Genomic DNA, 15,410 nt, shown 5'->3' on the forward strand with positions numbered 1-15,410 from the left:
AGGGGGCGTTTGGTCGTCAGACGTCAGACGTGCACCAGTAGCCGTGTAAGGCCATGGAAATGGTAGCTGTTTGAATACTCGGGCTGTTCTGCCAATCGCAGGTTGGGGCATCTGTCAAACAGGATGGGCAGGGCAATGCGCATTTCCAATCTGGCGAGCGGTGCGCCGACACAGAAGTGCAGACCTCCACCAAAACTGGTGTTGGTCTGGATCGGACGCGCCGGATCAAACCTGTTCGGATTGGGCCAGATCCCCGGGTCACGGTTTGCCGCGCCCAGCAACAGCGCCACCTGATCCCCGCGTTTGAAAGTGTGCCCGAAGACTTCAACGTCTTCATATGCATAACGTGTGAACATGTGCAGAGGTGGATCATAGCGCAGGACCTCTTCGACGGTCCCGTCGAGGACCTCGGGGGCGAATGCCGGAGCGGTCGTGTCGGACTGTAACAGCGTTTTCACACCGTTCCCGAGGGAATGCACTGTCGCTTCATGCCCCGCGTTCAACAATAATACGCAGGTGGCGATCAATTCGTCACGGGACAACTTCTCACCTTCTTCTTCGGCGGCGATCAGCCGCGTGATCAGGTCATCGCGAGGGGCACTGCGCCGTTTTCCGATATAGTCGTCAAGAAATTCTGTAAATTCCTGTGCAGATTGGGCGGCTGTATCTTCGGTCTCGCGCGTTCGGCTGGCTTGATACATCGCGACCATGTCATGGGACCACCGCAGCAGGTGCGGTGCCATATCCTCGGGGACACCCAGAAGACGGCAGACCGTGATGACGGGAACTTGCGTGCAATAGGCATCAAGCAGGTCGAATGGCTCTTCGGGGAACGCGTCAATCAAATCGTGGCACAGCGTTTCGATTGACGGGGTAAGCGCTGCGATGGCCCGGGACGTAAAGGCGCGCATCACCAAAGCACGCAGGCGTGTGTGCCGGGGCGGCTCGGCTTCCAGCAGTGAATGCGCTTCGACCGCAAGCCATGGGGCCAGATGATCAGGGCCGGGGCGCGCCAGTTCTGGGGGAACTTCGCGGCCAAATCGCCGATCGCGAAACAGCGTCTGAACGGCCCTGTGACAGACCGCGGCGACCATGTCATAATCGCTCCAAAACACCAGATCGCCAGAGGCACGGGCCGTGTCGTAGAATGGATAGGGATTTTGTACGAAATTCGGCTCGGTCGGGGATTGGGACAGCGTCTTCATGTGGCGCAGACTTGCCATGGCGCGCGCTGAATGCAAGACCCTATGTCATGCAAAGGTTTTGGGTCATTGCCGGATTTCTGTGTGCCGTCGGACTGTTGTCGGCGTCCGTGTGGTCCTATGGCTACAATCAGGCGCTGTCCCAAGTTAGCGAAAAGGCCGAGGCCGATCTTGCATTGGCCGCTGACCGTCTGAGTACGCAGTTGCAGGTCTATCAGGAACTGGCCGTTCTAATGGCCGGACACCCCGTCTTGCGTGACCTCAAGGATCCGGCCAATCGTGCCACCGCACAAGCGCTGTTGCTGGAAGTTGCGGACAAGACTGCAGCAGTTGACGTTTTCTATGCGGATCGTACCGGACAAGTCCTGACTGCGGCGCATGATGTGGTTAATGGAAATGTACGCGGGCAGGCGGCGTTTGAGCGGGCGATGCACGGGGCATTGGGCAGCGCGCACGGAGTGTTGCCAAAACTGGGAAACAGGATTTTTTCCTACGCTGCACCTGATTTCGATGCAGATGGTCGGGTCTCGGGTGCGTTGATGGTCATCGCCGATGTCGAGGATATAGAACAGACCTGGCGTGGCAGTACCGAGGCGGTGTTTTTCGTTGATAGCACGGGCCTGGTGTTCATTTCGAACCGGTCTGAGTTGTTGTTTTGGCAGCGGATCGCGGGGCAAGCAGGGTTGACGCCCCCGGATGCCAAATCTGTAGAGTTTGCTTCTGGCCAACGGGGGCCGTTCGAACTTTGGCGTCTGGATTGGGGGCCGTATTTGCCACAACGGGCCTTGCATCTGACGCGCTATCTGCCTGTGATCGGGATGACCGGAGAGGTTTTGATGGATGTTGCCCCGGCCCGTCGATTGGCAGGACTTCAGGCTGCAACTGTTGCTGCGATCTGTCTGGCCTTTGGTGCACTTTTGTTTCTCGCGACTGAACGCCGCCGGACTTTGGCGCAAGCCAACACTATTCTGGAAAGTCGCGTGGCCAAACGAACCCGCGACTTGACTGTAGCCAACACGGCTCTGCGGCGTGAAGTGGCCGAGCGGCAAGAGGCCGAAGCCGCCCTCAAGAGGGCGCAGGCGGATCTGGTTCAGGCCGGTAAATTAAGCGCGCTGGGACAGATGTCAGCGGGCATTAGCCACGAGCTGAACCAGCCGCTGATGGCGATCCGGCAATTTGCCGACAACGGATCGGCATTTATGACCCGGGGAGATCAGGTTAAGGCCGGGGAAAACCTGGGCCGGATTTCGGACTTGGCGGCGCGCATGGCTCGGATCATCAAGAACCTGCGGGCATTTGCACGAAATGAAAGTGAGCCGATGGGACGGGTTGATCTGGCTCAGGTGCTGAATACCGCGGTGGAGCTGACCGAGGCACGCTTGCACGATGAGGATGTGACATTGGATTGGGTACCACCCAATGATCCGGTATTCGTCTGGGGCGGCGAAGTGCGTCTGGTGCAGGTTTTCGTGAACCTCATCAACAACGCAGCGGACGCGATGGTGGACCTGCCACATCGCCGGATCTCGATCACGGTGAACAAGGGACCACGATTACGCGTGTCTGTGTGTGACACCGGCCCCGGCATCGAAGATCCGGATCGGGTGTTTGAACCGTTTTATTCAACCAAGAGCGTTGGGTCTTCTGAAGGGATGGGTTTGGGTCTGTCGATTTCTTACGGTTTGGTGCAGAGTTTCGGGGGCGATATTCGCGGTGCCAACACGGCAGATGGGGCCGCGTTCACGGTGGAGCTCGAGCCGTGCGAAAAGGAACAAGCAGCATGATACGCAGCGTTCTTCTTGTCGATGACGATGCCGCTGTTCGCGAGGCATTGGCACAGACGCTGGAACTGGCGGATTATACGCCCGTTTCGGTCGGGTCCTTTGTGGCTGCCAAAGATCATATTCGTGCCGATTTCCCTGGTGTGATCGTGTCGGATATCCGGATGCCGGGGCGCGACGGTTTTCACCTTTTATCCTACACCTGCGATGTGGATTCCGAACTACCGGTGATCTTGTTGACCGGAGAAGGCGATATCCCCATGGCGGTTCAGGCTATGGGATATGGAGCGTTTGATTTTCTGGAAAAGCCCTGCGCTGCCTCTGATTTGCTGGCTGTGCTGGACCGAGCCCTTGCCGCCCGGTCGCAGGTTTTGGAACAGCGCGCGCTGAAATCGGAACTTGAGCGTGGAGATCCTGCGGCGCGGTTGTTGTTTGGCTTGTCGCCACAGGCCGAAGCGCTGCGGGAACGTGTTCGCAATGTCGCTCCGACCAGGGCTGAAGTTCTGGTCACTGGTCCTCCGGGAAGCGGGATATCGAAGGTGGCGGAGGTTGTGCATCTGATGTCTCCGGTCGGGCAGGGGCCATTCGTCAAACGCCCGGCGTCGGGTTTAAGTATCGATGAGCTGGTTCGGGGATGTGAGGATGCAGCCGGAGGATCGCTGTTCCTGGATGAGGTCTCGGCAATGCCGCAGGCCACGCAATACGCCGCATTGGAATTGATCGAGCGTGGTGCGGGCGTCAGGATCATCGCTGGAACAACGTCGGACCTGGCCGCGGTATCCGCCGAGGGGCGTTTCAATGCCGATTTGTTCTACCGGCTGGACGTGATGCGCGTGCGTATTCCGTCTTTGGCGGAACGGCCCGAGGACATTCCGGTGATATTTCGTCACTACGTCGCACAAGCGGCCGAGCAGGCCGGAATTGCCGAGCCCGAGATTACGTCAGAGCATCTGGCATCGCTGATGGCCAGTGATTGGCCCGGCAACGCGCGGTCCTTGATGTCGGCGGCCATGCGGTTTGTTCTGGGTATGCCCGAGGAGGTTGCGCAAGCTGCAGATCTTGGGTTGAGCGAACAGATGGCAAGGGTGGAACGGTCCTTGCTGGTCGCGGCGTTGGGGCGGCACAATGGTAAAGCGTCGGACGCGGCAAAGGCGCTGAAACTGCCGCGCAAGACATTCTATGACAAGCTGGCGCGCTATCGGATTCGCCCTGAAGACTATCGCAGGTGAGCAAAGGCTCCCGCCCCCTTTGCCCGCATTATCATGCGGTTAAAGGCGTTGGGCCCGGCAGCCCGCCTAGGCGGGCTGCGGTCGCGTTGCATTGAGAAGGTTTTGATTCGTCAAACGCGATTCGAAAAATAGTGCGGAAATCCGCACAAATGGCGGCCGCCATGTGCGGATTTCCGCACTTTGCTTGTAGGCTTTAGTGCTGATGTCTTGTGAGTTGCGCGTAGGATGCTGAAAGAAAACAATAAATAACGACGTGCGTTCTGATTTATCAAAGAGTTGTGCGGTTGGAATTGATTCGGTTCACTGCCGGCCATACGGCGCTGATCAGGCGCCAAAGGGAAGTTTTAAGGAAGTCTGGGAGGAAAAACAGATGAAAATCCTGACAACAGCCGCCACCGCACTGGCGCTGACCGTGACCGCAACCGCTGGCATGGCGGCTTGTGATGACGGAGAAATCGTCGTCAAGTTCGCACATGTGACCAACACCGATAAGCACCCCAAAGGTATCGCGGCATCATTGCTGGAGCAGCGTGTCAACGACGAGATGAATGGTGTGATGTGCATGGAGGTCTACCCGAACTCCACGCTTTATAACGATGACAAGGTGCTTGAGGCGATGCTGCAGGGCGATGTGCAACTGGCTGCTCCGTCGTTGTCGAAATTCGAAAAGTTCACCAAGCAGTTCCGCTTGTTCGATCTGCCATTCATGTTCAAGAACATCGACGCTGTGGACGCATTTCAGGCTTCGGCTGATGGTCAGGCGATGAAAGACAGCATGCAACGCCGTGGTCTGCAGGGTTTGGCCTTTTGGCACAATGGCATGAAGCAGATGTCAGCAAACAAACCGCTGGAAGATCCGTCAGATGCAAATGGCCTGAAGTTCCGCGTTCAGTCTTCGGACGTACTGGTTGCTCAGATGGAAGCAATTGGCGGTAGCCCGCAGAAAATGGCGTTCTCGGAAGTGTATGGCGCGCTGCAGCAAGGCGTTGTCGATGGGCAGGAGAACACCTGGTCCAACATCTACGGCAAGAAGTTCTTTGAAGTTCAGGACGGCGTAACCGAAACCAACCACGGCATCATCGACTATCTGGTTGTGACCTCGGTGGACTGGCTGGACAGTCTGGATCCGGAAGTGCGTGATCAATTCCTGACGATCCTGAGCGAAGTTTCCGAACAACGGAACAAAGAAGCCTTTACCGTGAACGAAGCGGCCAAAGCGTCGATCACCAACGCCGGCGGCATCATTCGCGAACTGAACCCTGAACAGCGTCAGGCCTGGGTCGACGCCATGAAGCCGGTATGGGATCAATTTTCTGGCGATGTTGGTCAGGACAAGATTGACGCCGCTCAGGCGATCAACGCCGGGTTCTGATACCGGAACAGGCCGCGCGTCCGGGGACTGGGGAGTTAAGGATGCGCAGGCCGGGCGGGCCGAACAAGGCCCGCCACTTTTCACTCTCATCACAAAAAAATGCGGGGACACAGAGATGTCTGGTGCGAAATCCGGCCAAGGCGGGCTGGTCGACCATATCGAAGAAACTCTGATTGCGTTGCTGTTGGGCCTGATGACGGCCGTGACCTTTGCCAACGTGATCGCGCGGTTTGTTTTCAATTCCAATATCTTATGGGCGCTTGAACTGACGGTGTTTGCCTTTGGTTGGTTGGTGCTGTTGGGCGCGTCTTATGCGGTCAAGAAACATGCGCACCTGGGTGTTGATGCAATCCTGAACATGCTGCCACCAGCACCGCGCCGAATTCTTGCGCTGATTGCCATCGGCTGCTGCCTGGTGTTTTCGCTGCTGATGTTGAAAGGCGCGTATGATTATTGGGCTGTTTTCGCAGATCTGCCGCCCACATCAGGCCGCTGGTTCCCGACTGGATTCAATTTCGATGCCCGCAGTCAAAGTTTCTACGAAGTTGATGATATCCCAATGGTTGCCCCGCTGCGATTTCTGGAAGGCATGATCAATTACGGCGAAGCCTATGAAAAGCTGCCCAAAGTCGTCCCGTATTTCGTTTTGCCCTTGTCGATGCTGTTGCTTGTGATCCGATTTGCTCAGGTCGCGGTGCAGGTCTGGCGCGGGGAAACCGACCGTATCGTTGCTAGCCACGAAGTCGAAGACGAGATCGAAGAAGTTCGGCAGCAGCAGGGGGAGCATGACTGATGGATGTTATTCTTCTCTTCTCGATGGTCATTGGCCTGCTGCTGATCGGTGTGCCGATTGCGGTGGCTCTAGGCCTCAGCTCGACCTTGTTTCTGCTGATCTATTCCGACAGTTCGCTGGCTTCGGTCGCCGGAACGCTGTTTGAGGCGTTCGAGGGTCACTTCACGCTATTGGCGATCCCATTCTTCATTCTGGCCTCGTCATTCATGACGACAGGTGGTGTGGCCCGTCGGATTATCCGGTTTTCGATTGCGTGCGTCGGTCATTTGCCGGGCGGGCTGGCGATTGCAGGCGTGTTTGCCTGTATGCTGTTTGCCGCGCTTTCGGGCTCGTCACCCGCGACCGTTGTTGCCATCGGCTCCATCGTCATTGCCGGGATGCGGCAGGTGGGTTATTCCAAGGAATTCGCTGCTGGTGTGATCTGTAATGCGGGTACACTTGGTATTTTGATCCCGCCGTCCATCGTGATGGTGGTCTATGCGGCAGCCGTCGAAGTCTCGGTCGGTCGCATGTTCCTTGCCGGCGTCATTCCGGGCCTTCTGGCCGGGCTAATGCTGATGGTCACAATTTACGTCATGGCCAAAGTCAAGAACCTGCCCAAAGGCGAATGGAAGGGCTGGGGCGAAATCTTTGTTTCAGCGCGCGAGGCTGGTTGGGGTCTGTTTCTGATCGTGATCATTCTAGGCGGCATCTATGGCGGTATCTTCACACCGACCGAGGCCGCAGCCGTGGCCGCCGTCTACGCCTTCTTCATCGCCAGTTTTGTCTACAAGGACATGGGGCCGCTCAGCACGGAAGATGGTACGCCAAACCGGTCGCTGCTATCGAAACCGTACGCGTTGATCACAGCATTCTTCCACCCCGACACCAAACATACGTTGTTCGAAGCCGGAAAATTGACCGTGACGCTTCTGTTCGTCATCGCTAATGCGCTGATCCTGAAGCACGTGTTGACCGATGAACAGGTGCCGCAGCATATCGCCGAGGCCATGCTGACCGCAGGTCTGGGCCCAGTGACATTCCTGATTGTGGTCAACTTAATCCTGCTGATCGGTGGTCAGTTCATGGAGCCCTCGGGCCTGCTGGTCATCGTCGCTCCGCTGGTGTTCCCGATTGCGATCGAACTGGGTATCGATCCGATCCATCTGGGCATCATCATGGTGGTCAACATGGAAATTGGGATGATCACACCTCCGGTCGGATTGAACCTGTTCGTGACATCGGGCGTGGCGGGAATGCCGATGATGAGTGTTGTGAGAGCGGCGTTGCCCTTTCTGGCCGTGTTGTTCGTCTTCTTGATCATGGTGACATACATCCCGTGGATATCGACCTACCTGCCCAACACATTCATGGGGCCGGAAATCATTACCAACTAGGATTTGGGCAGCGAGTGTTCAGGCCGGGCGGAGCGATCTGTCCGGTCTTTTTCTGTGAAAAATCTTGAATCGCAGTTCGAAATCCTTAGGTGACGCTTTGAGGACGACCTCCCCCTACTGGGTGATCATTCGGGACGACTCGAACGGACAAGAGGTGTTCTTATGCCCTGGATCTTTCTGTTATTCGCAGGTTTGCTTGAAGTTGTTTGGGCCGTTGCCATGAAACAATCGGCCGGATTCACACGCCTGTGGCCCACAGTTGTGATGGGTGTGTCGATGATCGGCTCGTTTGGCTTGTTGGCAATGGCAATGCGGACGCTGCCGTTGGGAACTGCCTATGTCATTTGGACGGGTATCGGAGCGGTCGGTGCGTTTTTGGTCGGTATCATGTTTCTGGGCGAGGCGATCACACCTCTTCGTATCGGGGCGGCCGTCCTGATCGTCTCTGGCCTGATAACGATGAAACTGGCCTGATGATCCAGCCTGCCGTTGACGCCTTTGGGTGCATTCGGCAGGCTGCTTATCAAGGAGAACCAACATCATGATGACCGAAACCGACACGCGTTTGCTGCGCATCGCCTATGAAGAAGCCAAAGCCGGGTTTGATGAAGGTGGATGCCCGATCGGATCCGTTTTGGCGCGAAACGGAGAGGTTGTTTCACAAGGTCGCAATCAGCGCGTGCAGCGTGGTGACCCGATTGCGCATGGCGAGATGGACGCGCTGCGCAAGGCGGGCCGACAAAAGTCCTACAGGGATACCGTGCTCTATACGTCGCTGTCGCCTTGCATGATGTGTGCTGGCACAATCGTTCAGTTCGGCATCCCTCGTGTGGTAATCGGCGATACGCGGAACTTTGGTGGCAATGAGGAATTCCTACGCGAGCGTGGGGTCGAGGTCATCCTTGCGGAAGACCCCGATTGCATCGCCTTGATGAAGCGGTTCATCGAAGAGAAACCCGAACTTTGGGCCGAAGATATTGCGGAATGACACAAAAAGACGGTTTTCGGCAGTGTCTCAGACGCTTTCGAGCGCCTGAATAATCCCTGAGAAATCTTCGGCCTTCAGGCTGGCGCCTCCGACCAACGCACCATCAACGTTCGATACGCCAAAGATCTCGGTGGCGTTGCTTGGCTTGACCGAACCGCCATACAGCAGCCGGACAGAACGGCCGACACCTTCGCCAAAGCGGCGTTCCAGACGAGCACGGATGAAATCGTGAACCTCTCCGATTTCTTCCAGTGTCGGAACTTTTCCAGTGCCAATGGCCCAGATCGGTTCATAGGCCACGATCAGATTTTCACCCGTCGACTGATCTGGAATCGAGCCCGATAACTGGCCGCCAATGATGTCCAGCGTGTTGGCCGCGTCGCGCTGCTCCAGGCTTTCGCCAACGCAAATAATCGCTTTTAATCCGGCATCCATCGCCGTGCGGGCCTTGGCGCGAACGTCTTCGTTTTGTTCGCCGTGGTCCACGCGTCGCTCAGAATGTCCCAAGATTACCGCCGTTGCACCAGTATCCGTCAACATTTCTGCGCTAACGTCGCCAGTATGGGCGCCAAAGCTTTCACCGTGACAATCCTGACCACCGATAGCGATTCCAGTACTTTCAGCTGCGACTGCTGCGCGATGCAGCAATGTGGCGGGAGGACAGATCAGGATATCGACGGAAGGTGAGGGGTGCTTAAGGGCAAGCGACTCAATCTCGCTGAGCGCCGCGCCGGTTCCGTTCATCTTCCAGTTTCCAGCTGCCAGCCTGCGCCGCATAACGATTTCTCCCTGAATATTCGGTTGGTTGAGAAATCGGATAGCACCACAGACGCGATCTTACAATTCCGGTTGCAAGCGGTCCGGGTATCAAAGTTCAAAGGTCAGGTGATGGGATATACAGCGGGTTTGAAGATGTCTTAGCTTTGCTGGGCAAGAGTCTCATCAAACTTGATGGATTCTCCGCAGCCGCATGCATCTACGACGTTCGGATTCTTGAATTTAAACCCGGACTCCAGCAGTGACACTTCGTAGTCGATTTCAGTCCCGAACAGGAACATCTGCGCCATCGGGGCAATCATCACGCGGGCACCGTCCTGCTCGACAATTTCGTCATGCGGATCAGGTTGATCCACATACTCCATTGTGTATTCCATGCCGGCGCAACCGCCTTTTTTGACACCGATCCGCAACCCGGCATGACCGCCGGACGTCATCAGGCGGGTGATTTGCTCTGCAGCTTTGGGTGTCATGGTCACGGCTTGCTTGCCGGGAATGCCGAACATGTGTGTCTCCGTCGTCGCGCGTTAGCCTCAATCTAAGTGTCCGCAGGGGCAGGCTCAAGTGACAGAGGCGATACAGACCTGTTTTTTATCCGATTTGTGCGCCAACGGTTGTTTTTTGCACTGTGGCTTGCGTTTGTCAGTCCGTTGGACTTAGCGTGGCGGTATAAGGCGAGCATCAGTCGGTCATTGCCAAGCAACTTATCGGAAAAGGTCTAATGAAATGAATTTGATACCATTCAAAGTTCAAGTTTCTTCGAAGCTTTTGGTGGTGAGCTGTACGGCTGTAGTAATGGCAGCTGGACCCGTGTTTGCCGCTGCGGACACCAAAAGACATCCCATCAATTGTGCAACAGCCGAGGGAGATTTACGCGCGATTGCTGCTGAAAAGAAGCACGCCCAAGATCAGCAGGTAGAGAGTGTCGTCGCAATCATGCCTGCCGGGGCTTTGCTTGGGCTGGCCACAGGGACCGAGCACAAGAGATTGGAAATGCTTTCAGGCGATTACATCAAACAGCTCGATGCACGATCAGCTGAGATCAAAACAAAGTGCGGTGTGAAGTAAGGTGCAAATTGTCTTTGTTCCTGGCGATAAAAAAGGACCGTTCTCGGGCAAGAACGGTCCATATTCGAGACCAGCGCCTTGTTGGGGGCGGCCATTTGTCCGCCGGCCTGTGCAAACGGAAACACCGCTGCGGCGTATTTGTCTCGCAGAAGTATGACAAGAAATACACTGTTCGGTAACAAAACAATTACCGTTTTATGACAAAGGTCTAGGGGCGATGGCTAAGAGGGTTACATGAACCCGAGTTCAAGCCGAGCCTCGTCCGACATCATTTCCATCCCCCAGGGTGGCTCCCACGTAAGCTCGACATCGACCTCTTTGACGCCTGCCACGGGCTCGATCGCCTCCATGATCCAGCCGGGCATGTCACCTGCAACCGGGCAGCCGGGTGCGGTCAGGGTCATGATGACCTTCACCGCGTTATCATTGGCGATATCGATCGTGTAGATCAGGCCCAGATCATAGATATTGACGGGGATTTCAGGGTCAAAGACTGACCGGCAAGCCTCGACCACGGATTCGTACAGCGGGTGTTCGATAGTGGACGGCGCAATCAGTGGTGTGCCTTCAAACTGTTCGCTTGGATGGGTCATTGTTGCCTCGGGTCAGTTGCCTGAGTGATTATATAGGGAATGCCTGCGACAGCGTCCAGTGGGGCAAAGGCGCCCACTTGGGGCGCCAATTTTTTTAGTCGTTGATATCGTGCTCGAAGGTCTTCACCTGACCATGTGGCCGGGCGAACATGCGACGCAGGCCCAGCCATGCGGCCAGCGAGAGAATGGCGAAGATCAACAGCAGGATGGACAGGGGTGGAACGACCCCCGGGATGACCAGAATGAGACCGGTAATCGCAGCCCCGATTGCAAAGCCCAGAAATATAAAGCCGGGCAGAACAACCTCAAAGATCCCAAGGGCAAGCGCAGCGGCCAGCCAGATCCACCATGTCAGCCAAAAGGGGTCAGCCATCATTTTCCTCCTTTAAGCATTTTGAACGCATCTCCGAAGGCTTCAAGGGCATTTGCAGGCAAGACGATTGTTTGTTTGCCCGAACCGTTACCCAGTGCGTTCAGCGCTTCGACCTGTTTCAGAGCAACCTGGTACTGTGCCGCCTCGAGGCCATTGTCCTGAATCACTTTTGCAACAACACCTGTCGCGTAAGCTTCGGCTTCGGCCAGAATGCGGCGGGCTTTGGCTGATTGCTCGGCCGCGTACAATTCTGCATCAGCTTGCAGTTCGACAGAACGTTTCTGGCCTTCGGCCTCGGTCACTTGTGCGCGGCGGGCACGTTCGGCATTCAGCTGCTGCAGCATCGCGTCACGGGTCGCCTGATCAAGGTTCACATCCAGAATCTCAGCCCGGGTGACTTCGATGCCCCAGTCGTCGACAGCGGTTTCGACGCTTTCCTGAATGCGGTTAATCAGTTGGGAGCGGTTCGACTGAACTTCGTCGAGGTCCATTTTACCAATCTCGGCCCGGACGATGCCAGCGACAGTTGTGGCGATGGCGCCGTCGACGTCACGGATACGGTAAACCGTCTTTTCCGGTTCGAGAATCCGATAGAAGACCGAGGTGTCGATCTGCACCAACACGTTGTCTTTGGTGATTGCGTCTTGTGTCGCATTGGGAAGTTGGCGTTCCAGGATCGAGATCTTGTGGCGCGCAACATCAAGAAACGGCACTATAAAGTTGATGCCAGGGCCAAGCACCGAGTGCAGGCGACCGAATCGTTCAACCACGTATTTCTCGGACTGCGGGACGATCTTGATACCCTTCAGGATGACAATGACCACCAGTGCGGCAGCCAGTAGGTAAATTATGTTTGACGTGAGTAATCCAATGATCTGCTCTTCTGTCATAACTGTCCTCTTTTGTTGTGTACTATGGTATACATGTGGAAGTTGAGCCGCCGAATTTCAACTCTGGTATGGATGGAAACACGGGGGATGCAAATGCGATAACGCCGCTATGAGGGGGTGGATTTGCAAGCTGTGGCCGCTTTGCATCCGTGATTGATTGCGCTATCGGGTCGGGATGAAACTGATTATCGACACAGATCCTGGCATCGACGATGCCATGGCCATTGCATACGCCGCCGCTGCGCCTGAAATCGAGCTGATTGGCCTGACCACGGTCTTCGGCAATACGCATGTTCACCAGTCCAGCCGCAATGCACGGTTTTTGAGCCACAAGTTGGGATTGGATATCCCGATTGCTGAAGGCGCCCCATTTGCTATGGAGGCTGACGGTCACGCTCCGTCTGAGCACGTGCATGGCCCGGAAGGTTTCGGTGACCTGACCGACATTCCAGAGATCGGCGAGAACCACGCGCTGACGGCGGCGGAGTTTCTGGCTCAGATGGCGCGGGCTCACAAAGGTGAACTGGTGGTTTGCGCCGTCGGACCGTTGACCAACATTGCAGACGCAATGCGCCTCGATCCAGAGTTCTCGCAGAATCTTAAGCGGCTGGTGATCATGGGCGGGGCGGTGTTCTGCCCCGGAAACATTACGGAACATGCCGAGGCGAACATCTATCACGACGCCAAGGCAGCCAATGAGGTTTTTTCTGCCCCGCCCGAAACCGTGCTGGTTGGGTTGGATGTCACGCTGAAAACGCTCTACGAAACCACCGATTTCGAAGCGTTGGCGCAGCGTTCTCTGGATATGGGGGCCTTTCTGCGCGACATCTCGCGGTTCTATCTGAAATTCTACAGGGAAATCGGTGGGCTCGAAGGATGTGGGCTGCATGATTCGACGGCGGTTATTGCCTGCACGCATGAACCGATGTTCGACATGGTTGAAACCGGCCTGCATGTGGTCACCGAAGGGGCAGAGGTGGGTGCAACTCGGCCAGATCCGTCCCGACCCTTGGTGTCTGTTTGTCGCGATGTGGATGGGGCAGGGGTGGTGCGCTTGTTTACTGAGCGTGTTGCGTCACTGCCCTGACGGGTTGCAAAGACAAGGCAGATCGGGCAAATGCTGCCCGGTTCCGCGACTTGAGGCGATGACATGACCCAGCGATTTTCATTTGAACTGAAAGCCACCGATGGCAAAGCCCGCACTGGCGTAATTCAGACGCCACGGGGCGAGGTGCGGACACCAGCCTTTATGCCGGTGGGAACAGCTGCCACGGTCAAGGCGATGATGCCCGAAAGCGTGCGTGCCACGGGGGCCGACATTCTGCTGGGGAACACCTACCATCTTATGCTGCGGCCTACTGCGGAACGGATCGACCGTTTGGGCGGCTTGCACAAGTTCATGAACTGGGACCGACCTATTCTGACCGACTCGGGTGGTTTTCAGGTCATGTCGCTGGCTGGATTGCGCAAGCTGACCGAAAAGGGCGTGACGTTCAAATCCCATATCGATGGGTCAAAACATGAATTGACCCCGGAACGGTCGATGGAAATTCAGCGCTTGCTGGGATCCGACATTGTCATGTGTTTCGACGAGTGCCCTGCATTGCCAGCCGACCGTGACCGCCTTGCCGAGTCAATGCGCCTGTCGATGCGGTGGGCCGACCGTTCGCGCGAAGCGTTCGGGGATCGTCCGGGACATGCTTTGTTCGGGATTATGCAGGGCGGGTTGGAGCGTGATTTGCGCGAAGAAAGCGCTGAGGCCCTGAAAAACATCGGGTTTGAAGGCTATGCCGTCGGCGGTTTGGCTGTTGGTGAAGGGCAGGAGGCTATGTTCTCGTGCCTCGACTACGCGCCTGATTATCTGCCCACGGACAAACCGCGGTACCTCATGGGGGTTGGCAAACCAGACGATATCGTGGGGGCTGTCGCGCGTGGGATCGACATGATGGATTGTGTGCTGCCGTCCCGCTCGGGCCGCACCGGGCAGGTGTTTACCCGCTTCGGTGTCGTCAATATCAAGAATGCCCGCCATGCGGACGACCCGCGCCCGCTAGATGAGACGTGTTCGTGCCCGGCCTGTTCCAAATACTCTCGGGCGTATCTGCACCATGTATTCCGCGCCAACGAGATGATCTCGGGGATGTTGCTGACCTGGCATAACCTGCATTATTTCCAGGAAATCATGCAGGGCATGCGCGATGCGATTGCTGCAGGCACGTTCGAAGGTTGGCAGGCGCAATTTCATGCGCAACGTGCGCAGGGTGATATTGAACCTCTATAGAAAGCCTCACAGGTGACAATTTGGTCACAATGAAGTACACTGCTTCCCGATTTAAGTAGTGATTTTTGTTGTGGCTTACCCCGGAGGGTTCGATGTTTCGCCTTTTGATTGGCGCGATTATTTTATGCGCATCACCTGCCTTCTCAGATGTCTGGACGTTCGAGACTCCGTCGGAAAACATACAATGCTCGGTCGGTGAAGAATTAGAGTTTTCGGATATTCGGTGCACAATCATCGAAAAGAATGGTCCGCCAGCTTTACCACGGCCATCAAGTTGTCACGCTGATTGGGGTCATGACTTTGTCATGAGCAACACCGGCATTGTCCAGATGCTGTGCGCTCCGCTGAGCCGTAACCGCGACGGATATGACAGAGCGGAATATGGCGTTACGGGTAAGTTCGGTGGATTTTTATGCAATTCGTCCAAAAAGGGACTCGAGTGTAAAAACGAAGATGGCCATGGGTTTTTTCTATCTCGTGCGGTTCAGAGGGTCTTTTGAAGCAGGGATTGCCCGCGCAATCGGCCTGTTTCATTAATTTCGGTGGATATGTCTGTGGGATGTCTTGCAGTTGGTAAAACCTCGGGTCATTCTGAATTCCGACACATGGCGATAAGGTTGAAAAAGGGCGATGAGGCCCCACCTATATCGTCCAAGACAGGAGACGGCCAAATGTTGCCTCGATGAG

The 15,410-nt window shown here is 56.0% G+C and carries 17 protein-coding genes; 11 read left to right on the forward strand and 6 right to left on the reverse strand.

Going from position 1 to position 15,410, the window contains the following annotated elements; all coding sequences use genetic code 11:
• Positions 1-23: 23 nt before the first annotated feature.
• Positions 24-1,205 carry a cytochrome P450 gene (locus tag HW561_RS04585; RefSeq protein ID WP_176862299.1) on the reverse strand — a complete coding sequence of 394 codons (1,182 nt, stop codon included), beginning with the start codon at positions 1,203-1,205 and terminating at the stop codon, positions 24-26.
• A gap of 47 nt (positions 1,206-1,252) precedes the next feature.
• Between HW561_RS04585 and HW561_RS04590 the strand changes: the two genes are divergently transcribed.
• The 7 genes from HW561_RS04590 (at position 1,253) to HW561_RS04620 (ending at position 8,741) form a co-directional block, all read left to right on the forward strand.
• Positions 1,253-2,986: a sensor histidine kinase gene (locus HW561_RS04590; protein ID WP_176862081.1), complete on the forward strand. Its 1,734-nt coding sequence runs from the start codon at positions 1,253-1,255 to the stop codon at positions 2,984-2,986.
• Positions 2,983-4,212 carry a sigma-54-dependent transcriptional regulator gene (locus tag HW561_RS04595; RefSeq protein WP_176862082.1) on the forward strand — a complete coding sequence of 410 codons (1,230 nt, stop codon included), beginning with the start codon at positions 2,983-2,985 and terminating at the stop codon, positions 4,210-4,212. Before HW561_RS04590 ends, HW561_RS04595 begins: the two co-directional genes overlap by 4 nt.
• 370 nt (positions 4,213-4,582) lie before the next feature.
• Positions 4,583-5,584: a DctP family TRAP transporter solute-binding subunit gene (locus HW561_RS04600; RefSeq protein ID WP_176862083.1), complete on the forward strand. Its 1,002-nt coding sequence runs from the start codon at positions 4,583-4,585 to the stop codon at positions 5,582-5,584.
• A 115-nt stretch (positions 5,585-5,699) separates the two neighbouring features.
• Positions 5,700-6,377: a TRAP transporter small permease gene (locus HW561_RS04605; protein ID WP_176862085.1), complete on the forward strand. Its 678-nt coding sequence runs from the start codon at positions 5,700-5,702 to the stop codon at positions 6,375-6,377.
• Complete coding sequence (locus tag HW561_RS04610) at positions 6,377-7,753, forward strand: TRAP transporter large permease (protein WP_176862087.1); 1,377 nt, start codon at positions 6,377-6,379, stop codon at positions 7,751-7,753. Before HW561_RS04605 ends, HW561_RS04610 begins: the two co-directional genes overlap by 1 nt.
• Positions 7,754-7,915: 162 nt before the next feature.
• Positions 7,916-8,227: a DMT family transporter gene (locus HW561_RS04615; protein ID WP_176862089.1), complete on the forward strand. Its 312-nt coding sequence runs from the start codon at positions 7,916-7,918 to the stop codon at positions 8,225-8,227.
• A 67-nt stretch (positions 8,228-8,294) separates the two neighbouring features.
• On the forward strand, positions 8,295-8,741 hold the full coding sequence (locus HW561_RS04620) for a nucleoside deaminase (protein ID WP_235962773.1): 447 nt from the start codon (positions 8,295-8,297) through the stop codon (positions 8,739-8,741).
• Between the two features lie 27 nt (positions 8,742-8,768).
• On the opposite strand, the gene tpiA is transcribed toward HW561_RS04620, so the two are convergent.
• Positions 8,769-9,518: a triose-phosphate isomerase gene (gene tpiA, locus HW561_RS04625; protein WP_176862091.1), complete on the reverse strand. Its 750-nt coding sequence runs from the start codon at positions 9,516-9,518 to the stop codon at positions 8,769-8,771.
• Positions 9,519-9,658: 140 nt separating this feature from the next.
• The gene (locus HW561_RS04630; RefSeq protein ID WP_176862093.1) at positions 9,659-10,024 is read right to left on the reverse strand and encodes a HesB/IscA family protein; all 366 of its coding nucleotides are present in this window, start codon (positions 10,022-10,024) and stop codon (positions 9,659-9,661) included.
• Positions 10,025-10,244: 220 nt separating this feature from the next.
• On the opposite strand from HW561_RS04630, the gene HW561_RS04635 reads away from it, so the two are divergent.
• Positions 10,245-10,586, forward strand: coding sequence for a hypothetical protein (locus tag HW561_RS04635; protein ID WP_235962775.1), 342 nt, complete (start codon positions 10,245-10,247; stop codon positions 10,584-10,586).
• A gap of 230 nt (positions 10,587-10,816) precedes the next feature.
• Here the strand turns inward: HW561_RS04635 and HW561_RS04640 are convergent, their stop codons facing one another.
• The 3 genes from HW561_RS04640 to HW561_RS04650 all read right to left on the reverse strand — a co-directional run bounded on the left by HW561_RS04640 (position 10,817) and on the right by HW561_RS04650 (position 12,442).
• A complete protein-coding gene (locus tag HW561_RS04640) occupies positions 10,817-11,179 on the reverse strand; it encodes an SUF system Fe-S cluster assembly protein (protein ID WP_176862095.1) in 363 nt (120 codons plus the stop codon).
• Between the two features lie 94 nt (positions 11,180-11,273).
• Positions 11,274-11,552 carry an NfeD family protein gene (locus tag HW561_RS04645; RefSeq protein ID WP_176862097.1) on the reverse strand — a complete coding sequence of 93 codons (279 nt, stop codon included), beginning with the start codon at positions 11,550-11,552 and terminating at the stop codon, positions 11,274-11,276.
• The gene (locus HW561_RS04650; protein WP_176862099.1) at positions 11,552-12,442 is read right to left on the reverse strand and encodes an SPFH domain-containing protein; all 891 of its coding nucleotides are present in this window, start codon (positions 12,440-12,442) and stop codon (positions 11,552-11,554) included. The genes HW561_RS04645 and HW561_RS04650 overlap by 1 nt, the downstream gene beginning before the upstream one ends.
• Before the next feature lie 175 nt (positions 12,443-12,617).
• Here HW561_RS04650 and HW561_RS04655 point away from each other — a divergent pair, with 175 nt between their 5' ends.
• The 3 genes from HW561_RS04655 (at position 12,618) to HW561_RS04665 (ending at position 15,223) form a co-directional block, all read left to right on the forward strand.
• Positions 12,618-13,529 carry a nucleoside hydrolase gene (locus HW561_RS04655; RefSeq protein ID WP_176862102.1) on the forward strand — a complete coding sequence of 304 codons (912 nt, stop codon included), beginning with the start codon at positions 12,618-12,620 and terminating at the stop codon, positions 13,527-13,529.
• Positions 13,530-13,592: 63 nt separating this feature from the next.
• The gene (tgt, locus tag HW561_RS04660) at positions 13,593-14,723 is read left to right on the forward strand and encodes a tRNA guanosine(34) transglycosylase Tgt (RefSeq protein ID WP_176862104.1); all 1,131 of its coding nucleotides are present in this window, start codon (positions 13,593-13,595) and stop codon (positions 14,721-14,723) included.
• A gap of 92 nt (positions 14,724-14,815) precedes the next feature.
• Positions 14,816-15,223 (forward strand): DUF6636 domain-containing protein, encoded by a 408-nt coding sequence (locus tag HW561_RS04665; protein ID WP_176862106.1) that lies wholly within the window; start codon positions 14,816-14,818, stop codon positions 15,221-15,223.
• The last annotated feature ends 187 nt before the right edge of the window (positions 15,224-15,410 follow it).

Origin of the sequence: Ruegeria haliotis, assembly GCF_013377785.1 — a bacterium.
Taxonomy (GTDB): domain Bacteria; phylum Pseudomonadota; class Alphaproteobacteria; order Rhodobacterales; family Rhodobacteraceae; genus Ruegeria; species Ruegeria haliotis.